21 protein-coding genes and 1 pseudogene are annotated in these 16,893 nt (G+C 62.6%); 16 read left to right on the top strand and 6 right to left on the bottom strand.

Annotation, left to right across the window (positions count from 1 at the left end; genetic code table 11):
• Positions 1-143: 143 nt before the first annotated feature.
• The 5 genes and pseudogenes from hisS to AC1Q67_RS06925 form a co-directional block, all read left to right on the top strand.
• Positions 144-1,530: pseudogene (gene hisS, locus AC1Q67_RS06945) on the top strand (histidine--tRNA ligase); the annotation flags it as partial.
• Positions 1,531-1,682: 152 nt separating this feature from the next.
• The gene (locus tag AC1Q67_RS06940; protein WP_492234711.1) at positions 1,683-2,093 is read left to right on the top strand and encodes a DUF2000 family protein; all 411 of its coding nucleotides are present in this window, start codon (positions 1,683-1,685) and stop codon (positions 2,091-2,093) included.
• Between the two features lie 34 nt (positions 2,094-2,127).
• A complete protein-coding gene (locus AC1Q67_RS06935) occupies positions 2,128-2,328 on the top strand; it encodes a tautomerase family protein (protein WP_024577707.1) in 201 nt (66 codons plus the stop codon).
• Positions 2,329-2,360: 32 nt separating this feature from the next.
• Positions 2,361-2,756, top strand: coding sequence for a thioesterase family protein (locus tag AC1Q67_RS06930; protein ID WP_492234712.1), 396 nt, complete (start codon positions 2,361-2,363; stop codon positions 2,754-2,756).
• Between the two features lie 92 nt (positions 2,757-2,848).
• Positions 2,849-3,064 carry a hypothetical protein gene (locus AC1Q67_RS06925; RefSeq protein ID WP_024577709.1) on the top strand — a complete coding sequence of 72 codons (216 nt, stop codon included), beginning with the start codon at positions 2,849-2,851 and terminating at the stop codon, positions 3,062-3,064.
• A gap of 165 nt (positions 3,065-3,229) precedes the next feature.
• Here AC1Q67_RS06925 and AC1Q67_RS06920 read toward each other — a convergent pair whose 3' ends face one another.
• The gene (locus AC1Q67_RS06920) at positions 3,230-3,757 is read right to left on the bottom strand and encodes a DUF3617 domain-containing protein (protein ID WP_492234713.1); all 528 of its coding nucleotides are present in this window, start codon (positions 3,755-3,757) and stop codon (positions 3,230-3,232) included.
• 21 nt (positions 3,758-3,778) lie between these two features.
• Positions 3,779-4,087, bottom strand: a complete 309-nt coding sequence (locus AC1Q67_RS06915; protein ID WP_492235693.1) for a hypothetical protein — start codon at positions 4,085-4,087, stop codon at positions 3,779-3,781.
• Between the two features lie 176 nt (positions 4,088-4,263).
• Here AC1Q67_RS06915 and AC1Q67_RS06910 point away from each other — a divergent pair, with 176 nt between their 5' ends.
• The 4 genes from AC1Q67_RS06910 to AC1Q67_RS06895 all read left to right on the top strand — a co-directional run bounded on the left by AC1Q67_RS06910 (position 4,264) and on the right by AC1Q67_RS06895 (position 7,053).
• On the top strand, positions 4,264-4,734 hold the full coding sequence (locus AC1Q67_RS06910) for a hypothetical protein (protein ID WP_492234714.1): 471 nt from the start codon (positions 4,264-4,266) through the stop codon (positions 4,732-4,734).
• 169 nt (positions 4,735-4,903) lie between these two features.
• Positions 4,904-5,656 carry a ribonuclease T2 family protein gene (locus AC1Q67_RS06905; RefSeq protein ID WP_492234715.1) on the top strand — a complete coding sequence of 251 codons (753 nt, stop codon included), beginning with the start codon at positions 4,904-4,906 and terminating at the stop codon, positions 5,654-5,656.
• A 41-nt stretch (positions 5,657-5,697) separates the two neighbouring features.
• The gene (locus AC1Q67_RS06900; RefSeq protein WP_492234716.1) at positions 5,698-6,558 is read left to right on the top strand and encodes a 23S rRNA (adenine(2030)-N(6))-methyltransferase RlmJ; all 861 of its coding nucleotides are present in this window, start codon (positions 5,698-5,700) and stop codon (positions 6,556-6,558) included.
• A gap of 279 nt (positions 6,559-6,837) precedes the next feature.
• Positions 6,838-7,053 (top strand): cold-shock protein, encoded by a 216-nt coding sequence (locus AC1Q67_RS06895; protein ID WP_024577715.1) that lies wholly within the window; start codon positions 6,838-6,840, stop codon positions 7,051-7,053.
• Positions 7,054-7,131: 78 nt separating this feature from the next.
• Here AC1Q67_RS06895 and AC1Q67_RS06890 read toward each other — a convergent pair whose 3' ends face one another.
• Positions 7,132-7,761, bottom strand: a complete 630-nt coding sequence (locus AC1Q67_RS06890) for an outer membrane protein (RefSeq protein WP_024577716.1) — start codon at positions 7,759-7,761, stop codon at positions 7,132-7,134.
• A gap of 271 nt (positions 7,762-8,032) precedes the next feature.
• Here AC1Q67_RS06890 and uvrC point away from each other — a divergent pair, with 271 nt between their 5' ends.
• The 6 genes from uvrC (at position 8,033) to AC1Q67_RS06860 (ending at position 13,010) form a co-directional block, all read left to right on the top strand.
• Positions 8,033-10,099 (top strand): excinuclease ABC subunit UvrC, encoded by a 2,067-nt coding sequence (gene uvrC, locus AC1Q67_RS06885; RefSeq protein WP_492234717.1) that lies wholly within the window; start codon positions 8,033-8,035, stop codon positions 10,097-10,099.
• A gap of 86 nt (positions 10,100-10,185) precedes the next feature.
• A complete protein-coding gene (gene pgsA, locus AC1Q67_RS06880) occupies positions 10,186-10,800 on the top strand; it encodes a CDP-diacylglycerol--glycerol-3-phosphate 3-phosphatidyltransferase (RefSeq protein WP_024577718.1) in 615 nt (204 codons plus the stop codon).
• The gene (gene moaD, locus AC1Q67_RS06875; RefSeq protein WP_492234718.1) at positions 10,797-11,048 is read left to right on the top strand and encodes a molybdopterin converting factor subunit 1; all 252 of its coding nucleotides are present in this window, start codon (positions 10,797-10,799) and stop codon (positions 11,046-11,048) included. Before pgsA ends, moaD begins: the two co-directional genes overlap by 4 nt.
• A 7-nt stretch (positions 11,049-11,055) precedes the next feature.
• On the top strand, positions 11,056-11,523 hold the full coding sequence (locus AC1Q67_RS06870) for a molybdenum cofactor biosynthesis protein MoaE (protein WP_492234719.1): 468 nt from the start codon (positions 11,056-11,058) through the stop codon (positions 11,521-11,523).
• Positions 11,523-12,533: a 50S ribosomal protein L3 N(5)-glutamine methyltransferase gene (gene prmB / locus AC1Q67_RS06865; RefSeq protein ID WP_492234720.1), complete on the top strand. Its 1,011-nt coding sequence runs from the start codon at positions 11,523-11,525 to the stop codon at positions 12,531-12,533. Before AC1Q67_RS06870 ends, prmB begins: the two co-directional genes overlap by 1 nt.
• 12 nt (positions 12,534-12,545) lie before the next feature.
• Positions 12,546-13,010 carry a nucleoside deaminase gene (locus AC1Q67_RS06860; RefSeq protein WP_492234721.1) on the top strand — a complete coding sequence of 155 codons (465 nt, stop codon included), beginning with the start codon at positions 12,546-12,548 and terminating at the stop codon, positions 13,008-13,010.
• Positions 13,011-13,044: 34 nt separating this feature from the next.
• Here AC1Q67_RS06860 and AC1Q67_RS06855 read toward each other — a convergent pair whose 3' ends face one another.
• Both AC1Q67_RS06855 and AC1Q67_RS06850 read right to left on the bottom strand, forming a co-directional pair.
• Positions 13,045-13,698: a hydrolase gene (locus tag AC1Q67_RS06855; protein ID WP_492234722.1), complete on the bottom strand. Its 654-nt coding sequence runs from the start codon at positions 13,696-13,698 to the stop codon at positions 13,045-13,047.
• 149 nt (positions 13,699-13,847) lie between these two features.
• A complete protein-coding gene (locus AC1Q67_RS06850; protein ID WP_492234723.1) occupies positions 13,848-14,717 on the bottom strand; it encodes a pirin family protein in 870 nt (289 codons plus the stop codon).
• A gap of 114 nt (positions 14,718-14,831) precedes the next feature.
• Here AC1Q67_RS06850 and AC1Q67_RS06845 point away from each other — a divergent pair, with 114 nt between their 5' ends.
• Complete coding sequence (locus AC1Q67_RS06845) at positions 14,832-15,749, top strand: LysR family transcriptional regulator (RefSeq protein ID WP_492234724.1); 918 nt, start codon at positions 14,832-14,834, stop codon at positions 15,747-15,749.
• Between the two features lie 14 nt (positions 15,750-15,763).
• On the opposite strand, the gene AC1Q67_RS06840 is transcribed toward AC1Q67_RS06845, so the two are convergent.
• Positions 15,764-16,885: a branched-chain amino acid aminotransferase gene (locus tag AC1Q67_RS06840; RefSeq protein WP_492234725.1), complete on the bottom strand. Its 1,122-nt coding sequence runs from the start codon at positions 16,883-16,885 to the stop codon at positions 15,764-15,766.
• Positions 16,886-16,893 lie beyond the last annotated feature (8 nt).

Genomic DNA, 16,893 nt, shown 5'->3' with positions numbered 1-16,893 from the left:
GGCGCATCGTTCGCTTCGCTCACAACGCGCCACCCTCCCCACAAGGGGGAGGGATAAGAGAGCACGGTTGCTCGCTTGCGCCTCGGCTGATAACCCGTGGGCCAATATCCAGATTATTTGGATATCGGAACGCACGAAAATCTATGTCCGACAAAAAGCCCAAGAAGCCCCAGAAACTGCGCGCGCGCCTGCCGCGTGGCCTTGTGGACCGCACGCCCGCCGAGATCGCCGCCACGCGGCAGATGGTGGAGACAATCCGCGAGGTCTATGAGCGCTACGGGTTTGAGCCGGTGGAAACCCCGGCAATGGAATACACCGATGCGCTCGGCAAGTTCCTGCCCGATCAGGACCGGCCTAACGAAGGCGTGTTCTCGTTTCAGGACGATGACGAGCAGTGGATCTCGCTGCGCTACGATCTGACCGCGCCGCTGGCGCGCTATGTCGCGGAGAATTTCGAGACGTTGCCGAAGCCGTACCGCTCCTACCGCAACGGTTATGTCTATCGCAACGAGAAGCCCGGTCCCGGCCGCTTCCGGCAGTTCATGCAGTTCGACGCCGACACCGTTGGCAGCGCTTCACCTGCCGCCGACGCCGAGATGTGCATGATGGCGGCGGACACGATGGAAGCGCTGGGCATTCCGCGCGGGCAATACGTGGTGAAGGTCAACAACCGCAAGGTGCTCGACGGTGTGCGGGAAGCGATCGGCATTGAGAGCGACGGCCAGTGGCTGACCGTTATGCGCGCGGTCGACAAGCTGGATAAATTTTCGGCTGCTGAAGTTAGCAAGCTGCTCGGCGCTGGCCGCTGGGACGGCGGCGAAGAAGGCAAGGGCGATTTTACCAAGGGCGCGAACCTGACGCCGACGCAAATCGAATTCGTGCTGGGGGCGGTTGGCCAGCCGTCTCGCGGCGATAACTTCGACGGGCTGAATGAGCTGCAAAGCCGGTTTGAAACAACCAGGTCCGGGCCGGAAGGCCAGCGCGAGTTGAGAGAAATCGCCGCGCTTGTGCGTGATTACGGTGATCGCATTCGCATCGATCCGACTGTCGTGCGCGGCCTCGAATACTACACCGGCCCGGTCTACGAGGTTGAACTGCTGCTCGACACCAAGGATGAAAAGGGCCGACCGGTGCGCTTCGGTTCGGTCGGCGGCGGCGGACGTTATGATGGGCTTGTGTCGCGCTTTCGCGGCGAACCTGTCCCTGCGACAGGCTTCTCCATCGGCGTATCGCGGTTGCAGGCTGCGCTGACGCTGCTCGGCAAGATCGACACCACACCGGAATTCGGCCCGGTCGTCGTTGTGGTGATGGATCGCAACGAGATCGCGCAATACCAGACATTCGTCGCGACGCTGCGCGGCGCGGGTATTCGCGCGGAAATGTATCTCGGTAATCCGAAGAACAACCTCGGCGTCCAGTTCAAGTATGCCGACCGGCGCAACTCCCCGTGTGTGGTCATTCAGGGGGGCGACGAGAAAGCGAAGGGCGAGGTTCAGATCAAGGATCTGATCATCGGCGCGGAGCTTGCTGGAGATACCGGCAATCGCGACGACTATCTGCAGAAGCAGACGCAGGCCCAGATCGCCTGCAAGGAAAGCGAACTGGTCGGAAAGGTTCGCGAAATTCTCGAGCGCCACAATGTGCCCTGGGCCAACGAAAAATAAGAACAGTAACGGTCGCGCATGCAGTTCGACACCAAGGTTGCCCTTGTCATCCGCACCGATCTCGAAACATGGCAGAAGCTGAACGTCGCGGCCTTCCTCGCCAGCGGCATCGCGGCGGCGTTTCCCGAATGTGTCGGCGCGCCTTACGAAGACAAGTCCGGCACGAACTATCATGCGCTGATCGGTCAGCCGATCCTGATCTACGGCGCGGACCGGCCGGCGCTGTCGCGTGCGCTCGAACGCGCCCTGGCGCGCGACGTGAAGCCCGCCGTCTATACCGAGGACATGTTCAAGACCACCCATGACGCCGCCAACCGGGCGGCGGTGCAGGCCGTCATCCGCGCCGATCTCAATCTGGTCGGGCTGGCGTTCCGTGCCGAGCGCAAGGTGGTTGACAAGATCGTCGATGGATTGAAGTTTCACGTCTGACAATTTCTGTCGCAAAGAAAAAAGGGAAACGAGCATGCCTGAGGTAATCGTGAACATGGCCGCCGGACGGACCGACGAGCAGAAGAAGGGCATGATGCTGGACATCACCCAGGCGCTGGTGAAGAACCTCGGCGTCGATGCGGAGGTCGTGACGGTGCAGATCAACGAGGCGCCGCTGACCCACAAGATGAAGGGCGGCAAGACGTTCCTTGAGCGCAAGGCGGCGGCAAAATAGCCCGAAGCGAACTTCGGATTCAGGACGTTTGCATGAGCACGCTTGAGAAAGTCACCGTCGGCATTCCCGGTGAGAGGATCGTCACGGTGACGCACGACATGACCGTGCAGCATTTCCTGGCGACCATGCCGCCGGTCTATGCGACTCCCGTCATGATCCTGCACATGGAGGAGGCCTGCACCGCCTCCATCGCGCGCCTGCTGCCGGAAGGCCATGTCAGCGTCGGCATGGAGGTGAATGTCCGCCACCTCGCCGCAACGCCGATCGGACGCACCGTGCGCGTCACGTCACGTGTCCGGCAGATCGATCCAAAGAGTGTGCTGTTCGATGTCGAGGCCTGGGATGGCGACCGCAAGATCGGCGATGGGACGCATCGGCGCGGCGCGATCAATGTCGCGGCTTTTGAAAAGCGGTTCGGCGTCGTCTGACAGGCGCCGCGCCGGATCTTGAGCATTTCTGATTGTTCTCGGCCCATGAACGGAGCTAGTTTCCGGCCGCCAGCCTCCTACGGAGATATCCGATGCGCCTCGTCCTGATTGCTGTTGCAGCCGCTGTGTTGTTTGCGGGGCAGGCCCATGCGCAGGGCAGGGGCCGTCCCGACACGAGCGGAGGGTCCCAGACCAAGGGCGAGGATCCGCAGAAGCGCATGGCCCGCGAAGAAGCCGCCGCCAAGGCCGCGATGAAGAACGTTCCGGATTCGAAAGAAAAGTACGATCCCTGGAAGATCGGGAAGTAACGAAATCCACACACCCTCGGTCGTCATCCCCGCGAAAGCGGGTATCCATAACCACCGAGCCATCCGATGAGATGCAGACGGCGGCGTCTCTTATAAAATTCGACGACGGGGAGTATGGGTCCCCGCTTTCGCGGGGACGACGCGCTTAGAGAAGGCCTTACGCAATCACTGCTTCGGCCGCATCGCCTTCATGTCCTTGATATTCATCTTCACGCCGCCGGGCATCAGGATGTCGCCGGGCTTCTGGTCCGGCTTGCAGGCACCGATCCATTTCGCTTCGAGCACATTGGTGGTTTCGGCAGGCATGCCCGCCGGGCCACCGCTGTTCTTCGATGTGGTGGTCACCGTGTAGGCCGAGTTGAAGTCGCCGCTGAACTCGGTGTGCGAGACGGACGTCATGTTGCCGATCTTGCAGGTCGACTCGACGACCAGGCCGGTCGCGGTCTTCTTCATGTCCTGCCCGGAGCACATTTCCTTCGCCATCGCCCCGAAGGTCGCCGCCATCTCTTTTTCGGTGGTGGCGTCGGTGCATTGTTGCATGGTCTGGGCACCGGCCTTGTCCAGCTTCAGTTCCCAGAGTCCCGGCTTGCGGCTCGGCATTTCGACCGGGTCGGCGAACGCCGGAACGGCGGCAAGACCGCTGCCGCAAATCGCCAGTGCCATGATGCGAAAGAGCGGAAGCATTCGCATCATGGATGTCTCCCTGATGGAGCCCTAGTAGCCGACGCGCAGCGGCCGGTTGAGATGACCCGGATGGACCCAGACGCAGGAGAAGGAAATGTAGCCGCCGTACTGGGCGTCGACGCCGGTCAGCTTCACCGACTTGCCGTAGCTGGCGCAGTGATTGAGGGCCATCGCCTTGACGTCCGCGCCTTCCTTGTAGAGCGAATAGGCGATGATGCCGCCGGTGTCGTTGCCCTTGAAGGGCGGCACCGTGTCGATGTCGAACCAGGCGGCGCTGGCTTGCGCGCTCATGAGCGCTCCGAAGACCGTCGCCAGAATCGCCTTGCCTGTTATCCGCATCGTCGTCTCCCATGGAATCTCGTCCGCACCATAAGGTGGTCGGGCTGTCATGGAAAGAATGCCGTGCGGTTCGGCGGGGGTTGGCGGCCAAGTGTTGCCGCGCTGCACTTGACCGGCTGGTGGCTTCGCGGCACCTTCCGGCACAACATCATCCCGGATTCCGGTGGACCGCTCCCATGCGCGACCTTTTCTCGACCCTTCGCAAACTGACTCTCGCCGTGGCGCTTGGCACCGTGGCTGGCCTGATGGCGCTCAGCCCGGCCGCCGAGGCAGCCAATGTGCTGGAGCGGAATTTCTGGCTGTCCGGCCCGCGCTATGATGGGAACATGCGTCCCTGCAACGAGGCGCTGGGCACCATTACCCAGCAGTTCGCTGAAAAAGAGGGCAAGTTCTGGAATTCCGCCCTTGAAATCACTGGCTTCGCCAACGTCCACGAGGTTGCTTTCCGGGCCTGGGCAAATGACAGCATTCCACGCCGCTTCTGCACCGCCAGCGCCATGCTGAACGACGGTCGCGCGCGTCAGGTGCACTACTCGATCATCGAGGACGGCGGCTTCGCCGGATTCGACTCGGGCGTCGAATGGTGTGTGGTCGGTCTCGACCGCAACTGGGCCTACAACCCTTCCTGCAAGGCGGCGCGCCCGTAAGCTTCGCGAATCATCCCATTATCATCGGAGCGCCTCGTCCGCGTCGCGGTGGACGAGGCGATTTTGTTCTTGAAATGTTCCTGTGGCCTGACTAGGCTTTGAGCAGGGTCATCCGCACGTAAAAATCCGGTGCTGGCCGGAGGATGCGGTGAGAGTAGGGGGCGTTGCCATGTCCGGTTTCAGGTCCGTTTCGTCGGCCACGGGTGTTTCATTAGGTTTTTTCCGCGCTGATTTCTTTCCTTCACTCCGCCGCCTGATCGCTCCGCTGCTCGGCCTTGCGATCGCCGGCGTGATCGCGGGCTCGGCGGCGGCGCAGGACAAGCGCCAGAACGCCCCCGGTGAATTCGATTTCTATGTGCTCTCGCTATCGTGGTCGCCGTCGTTCTGTCAGGCCGCGCATGAGCGCGGCAATTCCGGACGTGGCATCCAGGCCCAGTGCGCCGGACGGCCGTTTTCCTTTGTCGTGCACGGGCTGTGGCCGCAATATGATCGCGGCTTTCCGAATTACTGCCAGCGGCCGTCGCCGAGGCTCGATCGCAATGTCATGACCTCGATGCTCGATCTGATGCCGGCGCCGGGACTGATCTACAACGAATGGGACAAGCACGGCACCTGTTCGGGGCTGGGGGCGCGCGCCTATTTCGAGACCATCCGCAAGGCCCGCGCGGCGGTGAAGATTCCCGCCGACTATCTCGAATTGTCCGACACCAAACTGGTCAGCCCCGGCGACGTCGAAGACGCCTTCATCAAGGCCAATCCCGGCCTGTCGAGTTCGGCGATTGCCGTGCAATGCGACAGCAAGCGCCTCAACGAAGTGCGCATCTGCATGAGCAAGGATTTGCAGTTCCGCGCCTGCGAGGAAATCGACCGCCGGTCCTGCCGTCGCGACAAGGTGGTGATGCCGCCGGTGCGCGGGGGATAAGCACAGGTTACTTTCATCGCGCGATGTCGTAACTGTCGCGCATGAACTACCGTCACGCATTCCACGCCGGAAATTTCGCCGATGTCATCAAGCACATCGTGCTGGCGCGCATCCTCACCTATCTGCATGAAAAGCCCGCCGCATTTCGCGTGATCGACACCCATGCCGGCGCGGGGCTTTACGATCTGACAAGCACTGAGGCCGAGCGCGGCGGCGAGTGGCGCACCGGCATTGCGCGGCTGATGCAGGCGCGTCTGTCCGAACCGGTGATGACGCTGGTCGCGCCGTATCTCGACATCGTCCGCGCGTTCAATCCGCAGCGCGATCTCACCGCCTATCCGGGATCGCCGCTGATCGCGCGCGCGTTGCTGCGGCCGCAGGACAGTCTGGTCGCCTGCGAACTGGAGCCGAATGCACGCAAGCAATTGATCTCCGCATTGCGCCGCGACGAGCAGGCGCGCGTGGTCGATCTCGACGGCTGGACCGGATTGCCCGCGTTCGTGCCGCCGAAGGAGCGGCGCGGGTTGGTGCTGATCGATCCGCCGTTCGAGAGCCGCGACGAGTTCAAGCGGCTGGCGGACGGCTTCAGTGCGGCGTATGCCAAATGGCCGACCGGCATCTACATGCTCTGGTATCCGGTGAAAGAGCGCCGCGCGACCGACTCACTGGCGGAACATGTGGCGCGCGTGGCGAACACTGGCAGCAGCGACGCGCGATGTCTTCGTGTCGAATTCAGCGTCGCACCGCAGACGCCGGACTCGGGACTTGTGTCCGCCGGCCTGCTGATCGTCAATCCGCCATGGACTCTCGCCGCGGAGTTGAGGTCGATCCTGCACGAACTCGAGAAGCCGCTGGGCCTCGGCGGTGCGGGCCGCTTTCGGATCGAGACGATACGCGCCTGATGCACTGCACGCGCAGCGACTGTCAGATGCCGTGATTTCGTTCGCACGATTAACCCAAATGCGGCATGGCCAATTTGCCGGGAACCGTATTATGCTACGGGCGTGAAGGTCGGCTTTTACGTTCCGCGCCCGCGAATGGCCGCGGCGGAATGACGAGAGGCCCCGGGCGTTTCCGGTTTTTGGGAGGCGCTCTTCAAGGCCGCCGCTTTCCGGCAGTGAATGCCGGGCCTGACCGACGCGCGTTGCGCGCCGGAGGTGCAATGCGGGGAGGGGTTCCCGATGGCCATGATAGGTGTCGTCAAGTTCTTCAATGCTGAACGTGGATACGGTTTCATCAAACCGGACGACGGCGGACGCGATGTGTTCGTGCACATCACTGCGGTCGAGCGCGCGGGCTTGAAGGATCTGATCGAAGGACAGCGTATTACGTTTGAAGTCGAGCCCGACAAGAAGGGCAAGGGACCGAAGGCGGTCAATCTCGTGATTTCGCCCTGATATTGCAGGACGTCATGGCCGAAACAAAAATCCCGGGCGCAAGGCCCGGGATGATGGATCGCGGATACGCGGTTTCGATCAGAAGCGGTAGTTGACGCCGACACGGACCGTGCTGAACTGGTAACCGTTCGACACACCGGTCATCAGGAAGTTCTTCTCGCTCAGATCGACATAGAGATACTCGACCTTGGCGGACCAGTTCTGATTGATCGCGAATTCAGCGCCAGCGCCGACCGTCCAGCCCGCTGACGTGTTGGTTTCCGACAGGCCGCCCGGCAACTGTGCCTTCAGCGAGCCGAATGCGAGACCGCCTGTGCCGTAAAGCAGGATGCTGTTGAACGCGTAACCCACGCGGCCGCGCACGGTGCCGAACCAGGGGTTGGAGAATTTCCAGGCGGCGAATGTATCGTCCGACGAATTGAGCTGAATGTCGGCCTCGATGCCGGCCACCCACGCGCCGTTCTGCCAGTTGTAACCGGCCTGAAGTCCACCGAGCACGCCAGATGGCTTCGCGCCGCTGTTGGACACGTCGCCCCAGCCATAGCCGAGATTGCCGCCGATATAGGGGCCGATCCAGCTGTTGGCGAGCGGCTGCGCGACCGTATAGGGCTGTGCATACGGGCGGCGGCCGTACATGTCTGCTGCCTGCGCGGACGCACTCACGCATGTTGCGGCGGCGATGATCGCGCCAAAAATCTTCTTGCTCATCTTAACTCTCCTCACGCGCACGTCGGCGTGGCCGTTGTTAGTCCTTCGAGGCGCAGCGGCTCCGCGTGGTTACGGAAATCCGTCTTTTCTGCATAAAATTTATCGAGAGTTTTATGTTAAGCGGTCGTTAAGGTGGCCCGCCGCCCCATTCACATCCTTAAGAAAGTGTTACAAATCGGGCCGCGGCGCCCGCGTGCCGGAAGCCGGACCGGGTTCCTCCGCGCGGGGGCCCCTGCTGGATGAATGACCTCGCAGCCCTTAAGTTCTGGCCATGATTCACGACACCTCCGACCCGACGCAGCCACCGGATCAGCCGGTGCCGGACGCGCTTCCGCAGGAACCTTCCGCACGGAGCCTGCGCGGACAGGATCTCGACCCGGCCTCGATCCCGGCCGAGGAAGATGAGGAAGCACGTCTTCCGGAACCGGTCGATGATTCCGCCGAATTCACCGGGGAAGGCACGCTCGCCATCGGACGCGCGGCGATCGAGCGCGCGGTGAAACTCGCGCCGACCTCGCCCGGCGTCTATCGCATGCTCAACGCGGCCAACGACGTGCTCTATGTCGGCAAGGCCAAGAGCGTGAAGAAGCGGCTCGCGTCCTATGCGCGCCCGACAGGTCAGGTGGCGCGCATTGCGCGCATGATCGCGATGACCGCCAATGTGGAAATGGTCTCCACCGCGACCGAGACCGAAGCGCTGCTGCTGGAAGCCAACCTCATCAAGCAGCTTCGTCCGCGCTTCAACGTGCAGCTGCGCGACGACAAGTCGTTCCCCTACATTCTCATTACCGGCGATCACTGGGCGCCGCAGATCGTCAAGCATCGCGGCGCACAGACCCGGCCTGGCCGTTACTTCGGCCCGTTCGCGTCGGTCGGCGCCGTCAACCGCACCATCACGGCGCTGCAGCGCGCGTTTCTGGTGCGCTCGTGCACCGATTCATTCTTCGAGAGCCGTACGCGGCCGTGTCTGCTGTATCAGATCAAGCGCTGCTCCGGCCCCTGCACGGGCGAGATCGATTTTCCCGGCTACACCGAACTGGTGCGCGAGGCGAATGAGTTTCTTTCCGGCCGCTCGCGGCTGGTGAAACAGCAACTTGCGGGCGAGATGGAGAAGGCGTCGCACGAACTCGAATTCGAGCGCGCCGCGCTGTATCGCGACCGTCTTGCCGCACTCTCCGCGATCCAGTCGCAGCAGGGCATCAACCCGCGCACCGTGGAAGAAGCGGATGTGTTCGCGATCCATCAGGAAGGCGGCTATTCCTGCGTCGAGGTGTTCTTCTTCCGCACCGGCCAGAACTGGGGCAACCGCGCCTACTTCCCGCGCGCCGACAAATCGATCGATGCCGGCGAGGTGCTCGGCTCGTTCCTCGCGCAGTTCTACGACGACAAGCCGCCGCCGAAGTTAATCCTGCTGTCGCATCGTGTCGAGGATCAGGAACTGCTGGCAGAGGCGCTCAGCGTCAAGGCGGGGTCCAGGGTGGAGGTTTCAACGCCGCAGCGTGGCGAGAAAAAAGAACTTGTCGGGCACGCGCTGACCAATGCGCGCGAAGCGCTCGGCCGCAAGCTCGCCGATACTGCGACGCAGACGCGGCTGCTGGAAGGGCTGTCGACGGCGCTTGGTCTTCCGCGCGTGCCGAAGCGGATCGAGGTCTATGACAACAGCCACATCCAGGGCACCAATGCGGTCGGCGCGATGATCGTCGCGGGGCCGGAAGGTTTCCTGAAGAATCAGTACCGCAAGTTCAACATCAAGTCGGAAGGTCTCGCGCCGGGCGATGACTACGGCATGATGCGCGAAGTGCTGGAGCGGCGCTTCAAGCGGCTGATCGGCGGTGCATCCGACGGCAAGAAGCCGGACAAGGAAAGCGACGATGCCGTGCCGCAATGGCCCGACCTTGTGATCATCGACGGCGGACAGGGCCAACTCAATGCCGCGCGCGAGATTTTCACCGGACTGAACCTGACGGATGTGTCGCTGATCGCGGTGGCCAAGGGGCCGGACCGCGACGCCGGGCGCGAAACCCTGTTCATGCCGGACCGGCCGTCGATCAAGCTCGAGCCGCGCGATCCGGTGCTGTACTTCATCCAGCGGCTGCGCGATGAGGCGCATCGCTTTGTCATTGGCTCGCACCGCAAGCTGCGCAAGAAGGACATCCGCGAGGCCGGACTGCAGGAAATCCCAGGCATCGGCCCGTCACGCAAACGTGCCCTGCTGCATCATTTCGGGACCCTGAAGGAAATCGAGCGGGCCTCGGTGGCCGATCTCGGCAAGGTTCCGGGCGTGAGCGCTGAAAGTGCACGTAAAATCTTCGATTTCTTCCATCCCGGCAGCGGGTGACCGCGCACCCACGCCAGCAATTAGACTTACCCCAAATGCGCCCAACGGGCTGTTGACGCGGACACTTTCGCAGTATTGGTAACATCATGACCAGTGTCGCCGCCCCGAAGCCAGCAAAGCGCTCGCTGTCTTTGCCCAATATCCTGACTTACTCCCGGATTGCCGCGATTCCGGTGGTGATCGGCTGCATGTATGCGCAATCCATCATGGGCGCGCCGCTGTGGCTACGCTGGGTGGCGCTGTTCGTCTTCATCGCGGCGGGCGTCACCGATTTTCTCGATGGTTATTACGCCCGGATCTGGGACCAGCAATCGTCGCTGGGCAAGATGCTCGACCCGATCGCGGACAAGCTCCTGGTGGCGTCGTGCCTCTTGATGTTGGCGGCGGACGAAACCATTCGCGGCTGGTCGCTGTGGGCAGCCATTGTGATCCTGTGCCGCGAGATTCTGGTGTCGGGCCTGCGCGAGTACCTCGCGGCCATCCGCATCAGCGTACCGGTGTCGCAACTGGCGAAATGGAAGACGACCGTGCAGCTCGTGGCGATCGGCTTCCTGATTGCAGGCGAGGCGGGCGAAATGATCCTGCCGCCGACCGTCCTGATCGGCATCGTGCTGTTGTGGATTTCGGCGATTCTCACCATCTACACCGGATGGGATTACCTGCGCGCGGGAATCCATCATCTGACCGAGGAAGACCGGTGAAGGTTCTGTATTTCGCATGGGTGCGCGAACGCGTCGGCAAGGCCGAGGAAACGCTGGAGCCGCCGGCGAGCGTGCGCACCGTGTCCGACCTGATGCAGTGGCTCGTGGCGCGCGGCGAGGAATACGCCAGCGCCTTCGCTTCGCCGCGCACGATCCGAGCCGCCATCGACCATACCCATGTAAAGCCTGACACCGCGATCGCCGGTGCGCGCGAGATCGCGTTCTTCCCGCCGATGACCGGCGGCTGACCCTCCGATGACGACGCCCGTCACCATCCGGATCCAGTCCGCGGATTTCGACATCGCCGCGGAAATCGCGGCGCTGACCAAGGGCAACACCGACATCGGCGCCGTGGTGAGCTTCTCCGGCATCTGCCGGGGCGGCGAGGGCGACAAGGCGATCGCCGCAATGACGCTCGAGCACTATCCCGGCATGGCGGAGGCCGAGATTGGGCGGCATGTGTCCGAGGCGATCGCGCGCTGGCCGCTGACCGGGGTCACGGTGATCCATCGCTTTGGCCGCGTCGTGCCGGGCGACAACATCGTGCTGGTGCTGACCGCGTCGGTGCATCGCGAGGCGGCATTTCAGGCCGCGGAATTTCTGATGGATTATCTCAAGACCAATGCGCCGTTCTGGAAATCCGAGCAACGCACGGACGACAACACGGTCTGGGTCGATGCGCAGACCCATGACGACAACGCAGCAGCGCGGTGGAAGAAGTGATGGCGAAGAAAGCGAAATCCGTTGCGGCGAAAAAGAAGGCGTCTGCGAAACGCGCGGGCGCAAAGCCGAAGACGGTGTTGAAGGCCGCAAAGCCGCTCAAGGCCGCACCCGGTGAGTTGCTGACGCTGCTCGACCTGATGCGTTATGGCGTCAGCCGCTTTGTCGAAGCCGGCGTGGTGTTCGCCCACGGCACCACCGATCCGGTGGCGGAAGCGGCGTTTGTCGTCTGCGAGACGCTGCATCTGCATCCGGACCAGTTCGAGATGTTCGCCAATGCGCGGGTCACCTCGCAAGAGGCCGCGAAAATTCTTGCGCTGATCGACAAGCGCATCGCGACCCGGAAACCTTCGGCCTATCTCGTCAACAAGATCTACATGCGCGGCCTGCCGTTCTATGTCGACGAGCGCACCATTGTGCCGCGCTCCTTTATCGGCGAACTGCTGGATTCGCATTTCGGTGGTGACCTCGAAGAGGAAGGCGGGTCGCTGATCGACGATCCGGGCAACATCACACGCGTGCTCGATCTGTGCACCGGCTCGGGATGTCTGGCGATCCTCGCCTGTCAGAGTTTTCCCAATGCGACCGTCGACGCGGTGGACATTTCACCGGATGCGCTGGCGGTCGCCGCGCGCAATGTCGCCGATTACGGTCTTGAGGATCGGATTTCGCTCTTCGAAGGCGATCTGTTCGACGCCATCGGCGATGCGCGCTACGATCTCATCATCACCAATCCGCCCTATGTGGATGCGGAAGGCATGGCGGGCCTGCCGCGCGAATGCCTGCATGAACCCTCGATTGCTTTCGATGGCGGCGACGACGGCCTCGACCTCGTGCGCAGGATTCTGGACGAGGCGAAGGATCATCTGACGCCGGACGGCGGTCTGCTGTGTGAGATCGGCCGCGGCCGCGATGTGTTGGGGGATGCCTATCCGAACCTGCCGCTGCTGTGGCTCGACACCGAGGACTCTGACGGCGAGGTGTTCTGGATTCCGGCAGAGGCGCTGGCCTGAGGAGGGTGCGGCATGTCGGCTGAACGCTTTCTGTGCGAGGCGATCGATCTTGCGCGTGACAACGTCCATCGCGGCGGCCGGCCGTTTGGCGCCGTGCTGGTGAAGGACGGCAAAGTGATTGCAACCGGTGTGAATGAAATTGGAGCCACCGGCGATCCGACGACACACGCAGAATTGCAGGCGATCCGCGCAGCGAGCCGCGCACTCGGCTCACCACGCCTTGACGGCTGCGTCATTTATGCGAGCGGCCATCCGTGCCCGATGTGCCTCGCGGCGATGCATCTCACCGGCATCACCGAAGTGACTTACGCCTATTCCAACGAGGACGGCGAGCCCTACGGGCTGTCGACGGCGGCGATCTATGCGGAGATGGCGCGGCCGGTCATGCAGCATCATGCGCTCAAAGTGGCGTATGTGCCGGTGCGGCCGGAAGGCGCGGAAGACATTTATAAGATGTGGAAGGCGGCCGCTGGGTAGCGGCGCGCCTGTATTGCGATTCCGCTCCGGGCGCTTACTTCTTTGCGCGCTCGGCCTGGTCCCAGGCAAACTGGAGACCGGCGGTGCCGCCCAGTTCGATGTTGATATCGAGGAATGCGGGCACGGTGTCGGTGCGGCTCCAGTCGCGCTGAAGTTCGCAGAGCAGCTGCACGAGGGTAATCATCTTGCCGCCCGCCTGCTCGATCCGGCGCAGCGCCATCTCGTGCGAGAGGGCTGAGGTGCCGCCGACTGCATCGACCACGACATAGACTTCGTAGCCTTCCTTGAGTGCGTCGAGCGCTGGGAACGTCAGGCACGCTTCAGTCCACAGTGCCGTCATGATCAGCTTCTTGCGGCCGGTGGCCTTCACCGCCTTCAGGAATTCGACGTCTTCCCATGAATTGATCGTGGTGCGGTCGTAGGTGGGATAGTCCGCCAGCACCTTCGCAAGCTGAGGGATCGGCGGTTTGTTGAGGCCGGTCTTCACGTTGACCGTGGAGTGGACGACGGGAAGACCGTAGGCGATCGCGGTTTTCGCGGTGCCGACGATGTTCTTGACGAGAGCCGGGCGGTCCATCGAGGCGATCGAGTTCACCTGAACGGGCTGATAGTCGATAACGATGAATGCCGAGTTTTGCGGCGTGAGCAGATGATCCTTGGCCGGATCGCGGATGGCTTCGCTGGTCATGATAGTTTTTCCTTCCTTCTTTGAGATGCTCGCAGGGGTGCCGCGCGCAGGCCACGCCTCCGCCGGTCGGGCGGGGCGAGCGCTCCGCCGCTGATGGGATGTTTTCGAAAAAAAAGCTCCGGCCTGGTCAGTCAGGCCGGAGCATTGGTTTACGCGCGTGCGATCTCGCCGAAACGGCCCGAGTTGAAATCGTCAACGGCCTGACGGATTTCAGCCTCGCTGTTCATTACGAACGGGCCGTAGCCGACGATCGGCTCATCGATCGGTTCGCCTGTCAGCACCAGCACGATCGCATCGCTGCTTGCGTCGATGGTCGCACTGCTGCCGTTACGGTCGAGCATCACCATTTCGGCCTCGCCGGCGTCCTGCGTGCCGTTGACGGTGATCCGGCCGGCGACAACGACAAGCATGGTCGTGTGCCCCTCGGGAAGCTCGAGGGTGACGGCCGCGTCGCGGTTCACTCTCACGTCCCAGAGATTGATCGGCGTGAACGTCCGCGCCGGTCCCTTGCGGCCGTCGAAGGCCCCCGCAATCACCCGCACCCACCCCGCGTTGCCGGGCAGATCGACCACGGGGATGTCGCTATCCGTAATCGTCTGATAGCCCGGCTTGCTCATCTTGTCCTTTGCAGGGAGATTCACCCAGAGCTGGATCATGCGAAACGGCCCGCCGCTCCGCGTGAAACCCTTCGAGTGAAACTCCTCGTGCAGGATGCCGCCGGCCGCGGTCATCCACTGCACGTCGCCGGGGCCGATCACGCCGCCCTTGCCGGTGGAATCCCGGTGTTCAACCTCACCGTCGTAGACGACTGTCACGGTCTCGAAGCCGCGATGCGGGTGCTGACCGACGCCACGCGGTTTGAATGCGGGCCCGAAATTGTACGGTCCGGCCTGATCGAGCAGCAGGAACGGACTGACATGCTCTCCGAGGCTGTCATAGGAAAACAGCGAGCGGACCGGAAAACCGTCGCCGACCCAGTGCATGTTGGGATTGCTGTAAGTGCCAAGAACCTTCTTCATGATGGATCTCCTGGGCATCGGGGCGATCCCCGATTGCTGATGCACTGGTTGTATTATCGGAACAGTCACGCCAGAAGATTGCGAGAATGCACTCTGTGTCCTATAAATAGGATAATGCAGGATCTCAACGATCTCTACTATTTCGTCCAAGTGGTCGATCGCGGCGGCTTTGCCGCCGCGGGCCGGGCGCTGGGGATTCAGAAATCGAAGCTGAGCCGCAGGATCGCGCTGCTCGAAGAGCGGCTCGGCGTGCGGCTGATCCAGCGTTCCACGCGGCGATTCTCTGTGACCGAGATTGGACAGGAGTATTACGAGCGCTGCGTGGCCGTGCTGGTCGAGGCCGAAGCCGCGCAGTCGGTGATCGAACGCATCCGCTCGGAGCCGCGGGGCGTGATCCGGATGGCGTGTCCGACTGCGCTGATCAATTTTCAGTTCGGCGAGATGATCGCGCGATTCATGATCGCCAATCCGCACGTCGAGATTCATCTGGAGAGCACCAACCGGCGGGTCGATGTGATCGGCGAAGGATTCGATATTGCGATCAGGGTGCGGTTTCCGCCGCTTGAGCATACCGAACTGGTGATGCGCCGGCTTGACGAGAGCACCCAGTGTCTCGTCGCCAGCCCTTCGTTGTTAAAGGGGCGAAAGCAGCTGAAAAGTCCGGCCGACCTGCATGGCTTGCCCAGTCTCGATCTCGGGCCACCGCATCGCGAGCACAACTGGTCGCTCGACCATTCCGACGGAACAACGGCAACCGTTTCTCACGATCCGCGACTCGTGACGGACGATATGGCGGCGCTGCGCGAGGCCGCGATCAAGGGCGTCGGCATTGTGCAACTGCCGACCATGATGGTCTGGCAGGATGTCCAGGCGGGACGACTCGTTCACGTCCTGCCGCAATGGATTCCCAAGAGCGGGATCATTCACGCGGTGTTTCCGTCGCGACGCGGATTGCTGCCCTCGGTGCGCGCGCTGGTGGACTTCATGGTGAGTCAGTGTGATGCACGGCGGCACGCGGTCACAATGGGATAGCGTGCCGCCGCCGGTCACAGAACCTTTCTGATCCAGTTATGCTCATCGGCCGCGCGGCCGTACTGGATGTCGACCAGCTTCTTGCGCAGCCCCATTGCAACCGGGCCAGCAGCACCGCCGTTGATAATGAAATCGCCGCTCGCGGAACGCACCTTGCCGATCGGCGAGATGACCGCTGCCGTACCGCAGGCGAAGGCTTCCTTCAGCTTGCCGCTGGCCGCGTCCGCGCGCCATTGGTCGATCGTGTAGGTTTCCTCGCGTACGCGCGTGCCGGTTTCCTTCGCGAGCGCGATAATTGAGTCCCGCGTGATGCCGGGCAGGATGGTGCCGAGCGGCGGCGTCAGCAGCGAGCCGTCGTCGAATACGAAGAACACGTTCATGCCGCCGAGTTCTTCGATGTAGCGGCGCTCCACCGCATCCAGGAAGACCACCTGATCGCAGCCGTGATCGATGGCTTCCGCCTGGGCACGCAGACTTGCGGCGTAGTTGCCGCCGCACTTGACGGCGCCGGTGCCGCCAATCGCGGCGCGCGTGTAGTTCTCCGACACCCAGATCGACACCGGCGCAGGGCCGCCCTTGAAATAGGACCCGACCGGCGACGCGATCACCGCGAAGATGTATTCGGCGGACGGCTTCACCCCGAGGAAGACTTCGTTGGCGATCATGAAGGGGCGCAGGTAGAGGCTGCCTTCGCCGCCGGGAATCCAGTCGCGGTCGATGCGCACGAGCCGCTCGACCGCCTCGATGAACACAGGCTCGGGCAGCGGCGCCATCGCCATCCGCTCGGCTGAACTGCGGAAGCGTTTGGCATTGGCGTCGGGACGGAACAGGTTCACGCCGCCATCGTCGCGCCTGTACGCCTTGAGGCCTTCGAAAATTTCCTGAGCGTAGTGCAGGACGGCTGTTGCCGGATCGAGCGCGAAGTTCGCGCGGGATTCGACGCGCGCGCCATGCCAGCCCTTGCCCTGGCTGTAGCGGACCACAGCCATATGGTCGGTGAAAACCCGCCCGAAGCCGGGGTCAACGAGTTTCGCCGCGCGGTCCTTGTCGGATGTCGGATTCGACGCAGGCTGCGTTTCGAATTCCAGCAGGATCTCGCCGTCGATCTTGTCGAATGAAACTCCCGAAATTCCCATGGGGTCTT

The organism is Afipia sp. GW823-FHT06G09 (assembly GCF_058794875.1).
The sequence above is the reverse complement of the archived record's forward strand: the minus strand, read 5'-3'. Positions and strand labels throughout refer to the sequence as shown.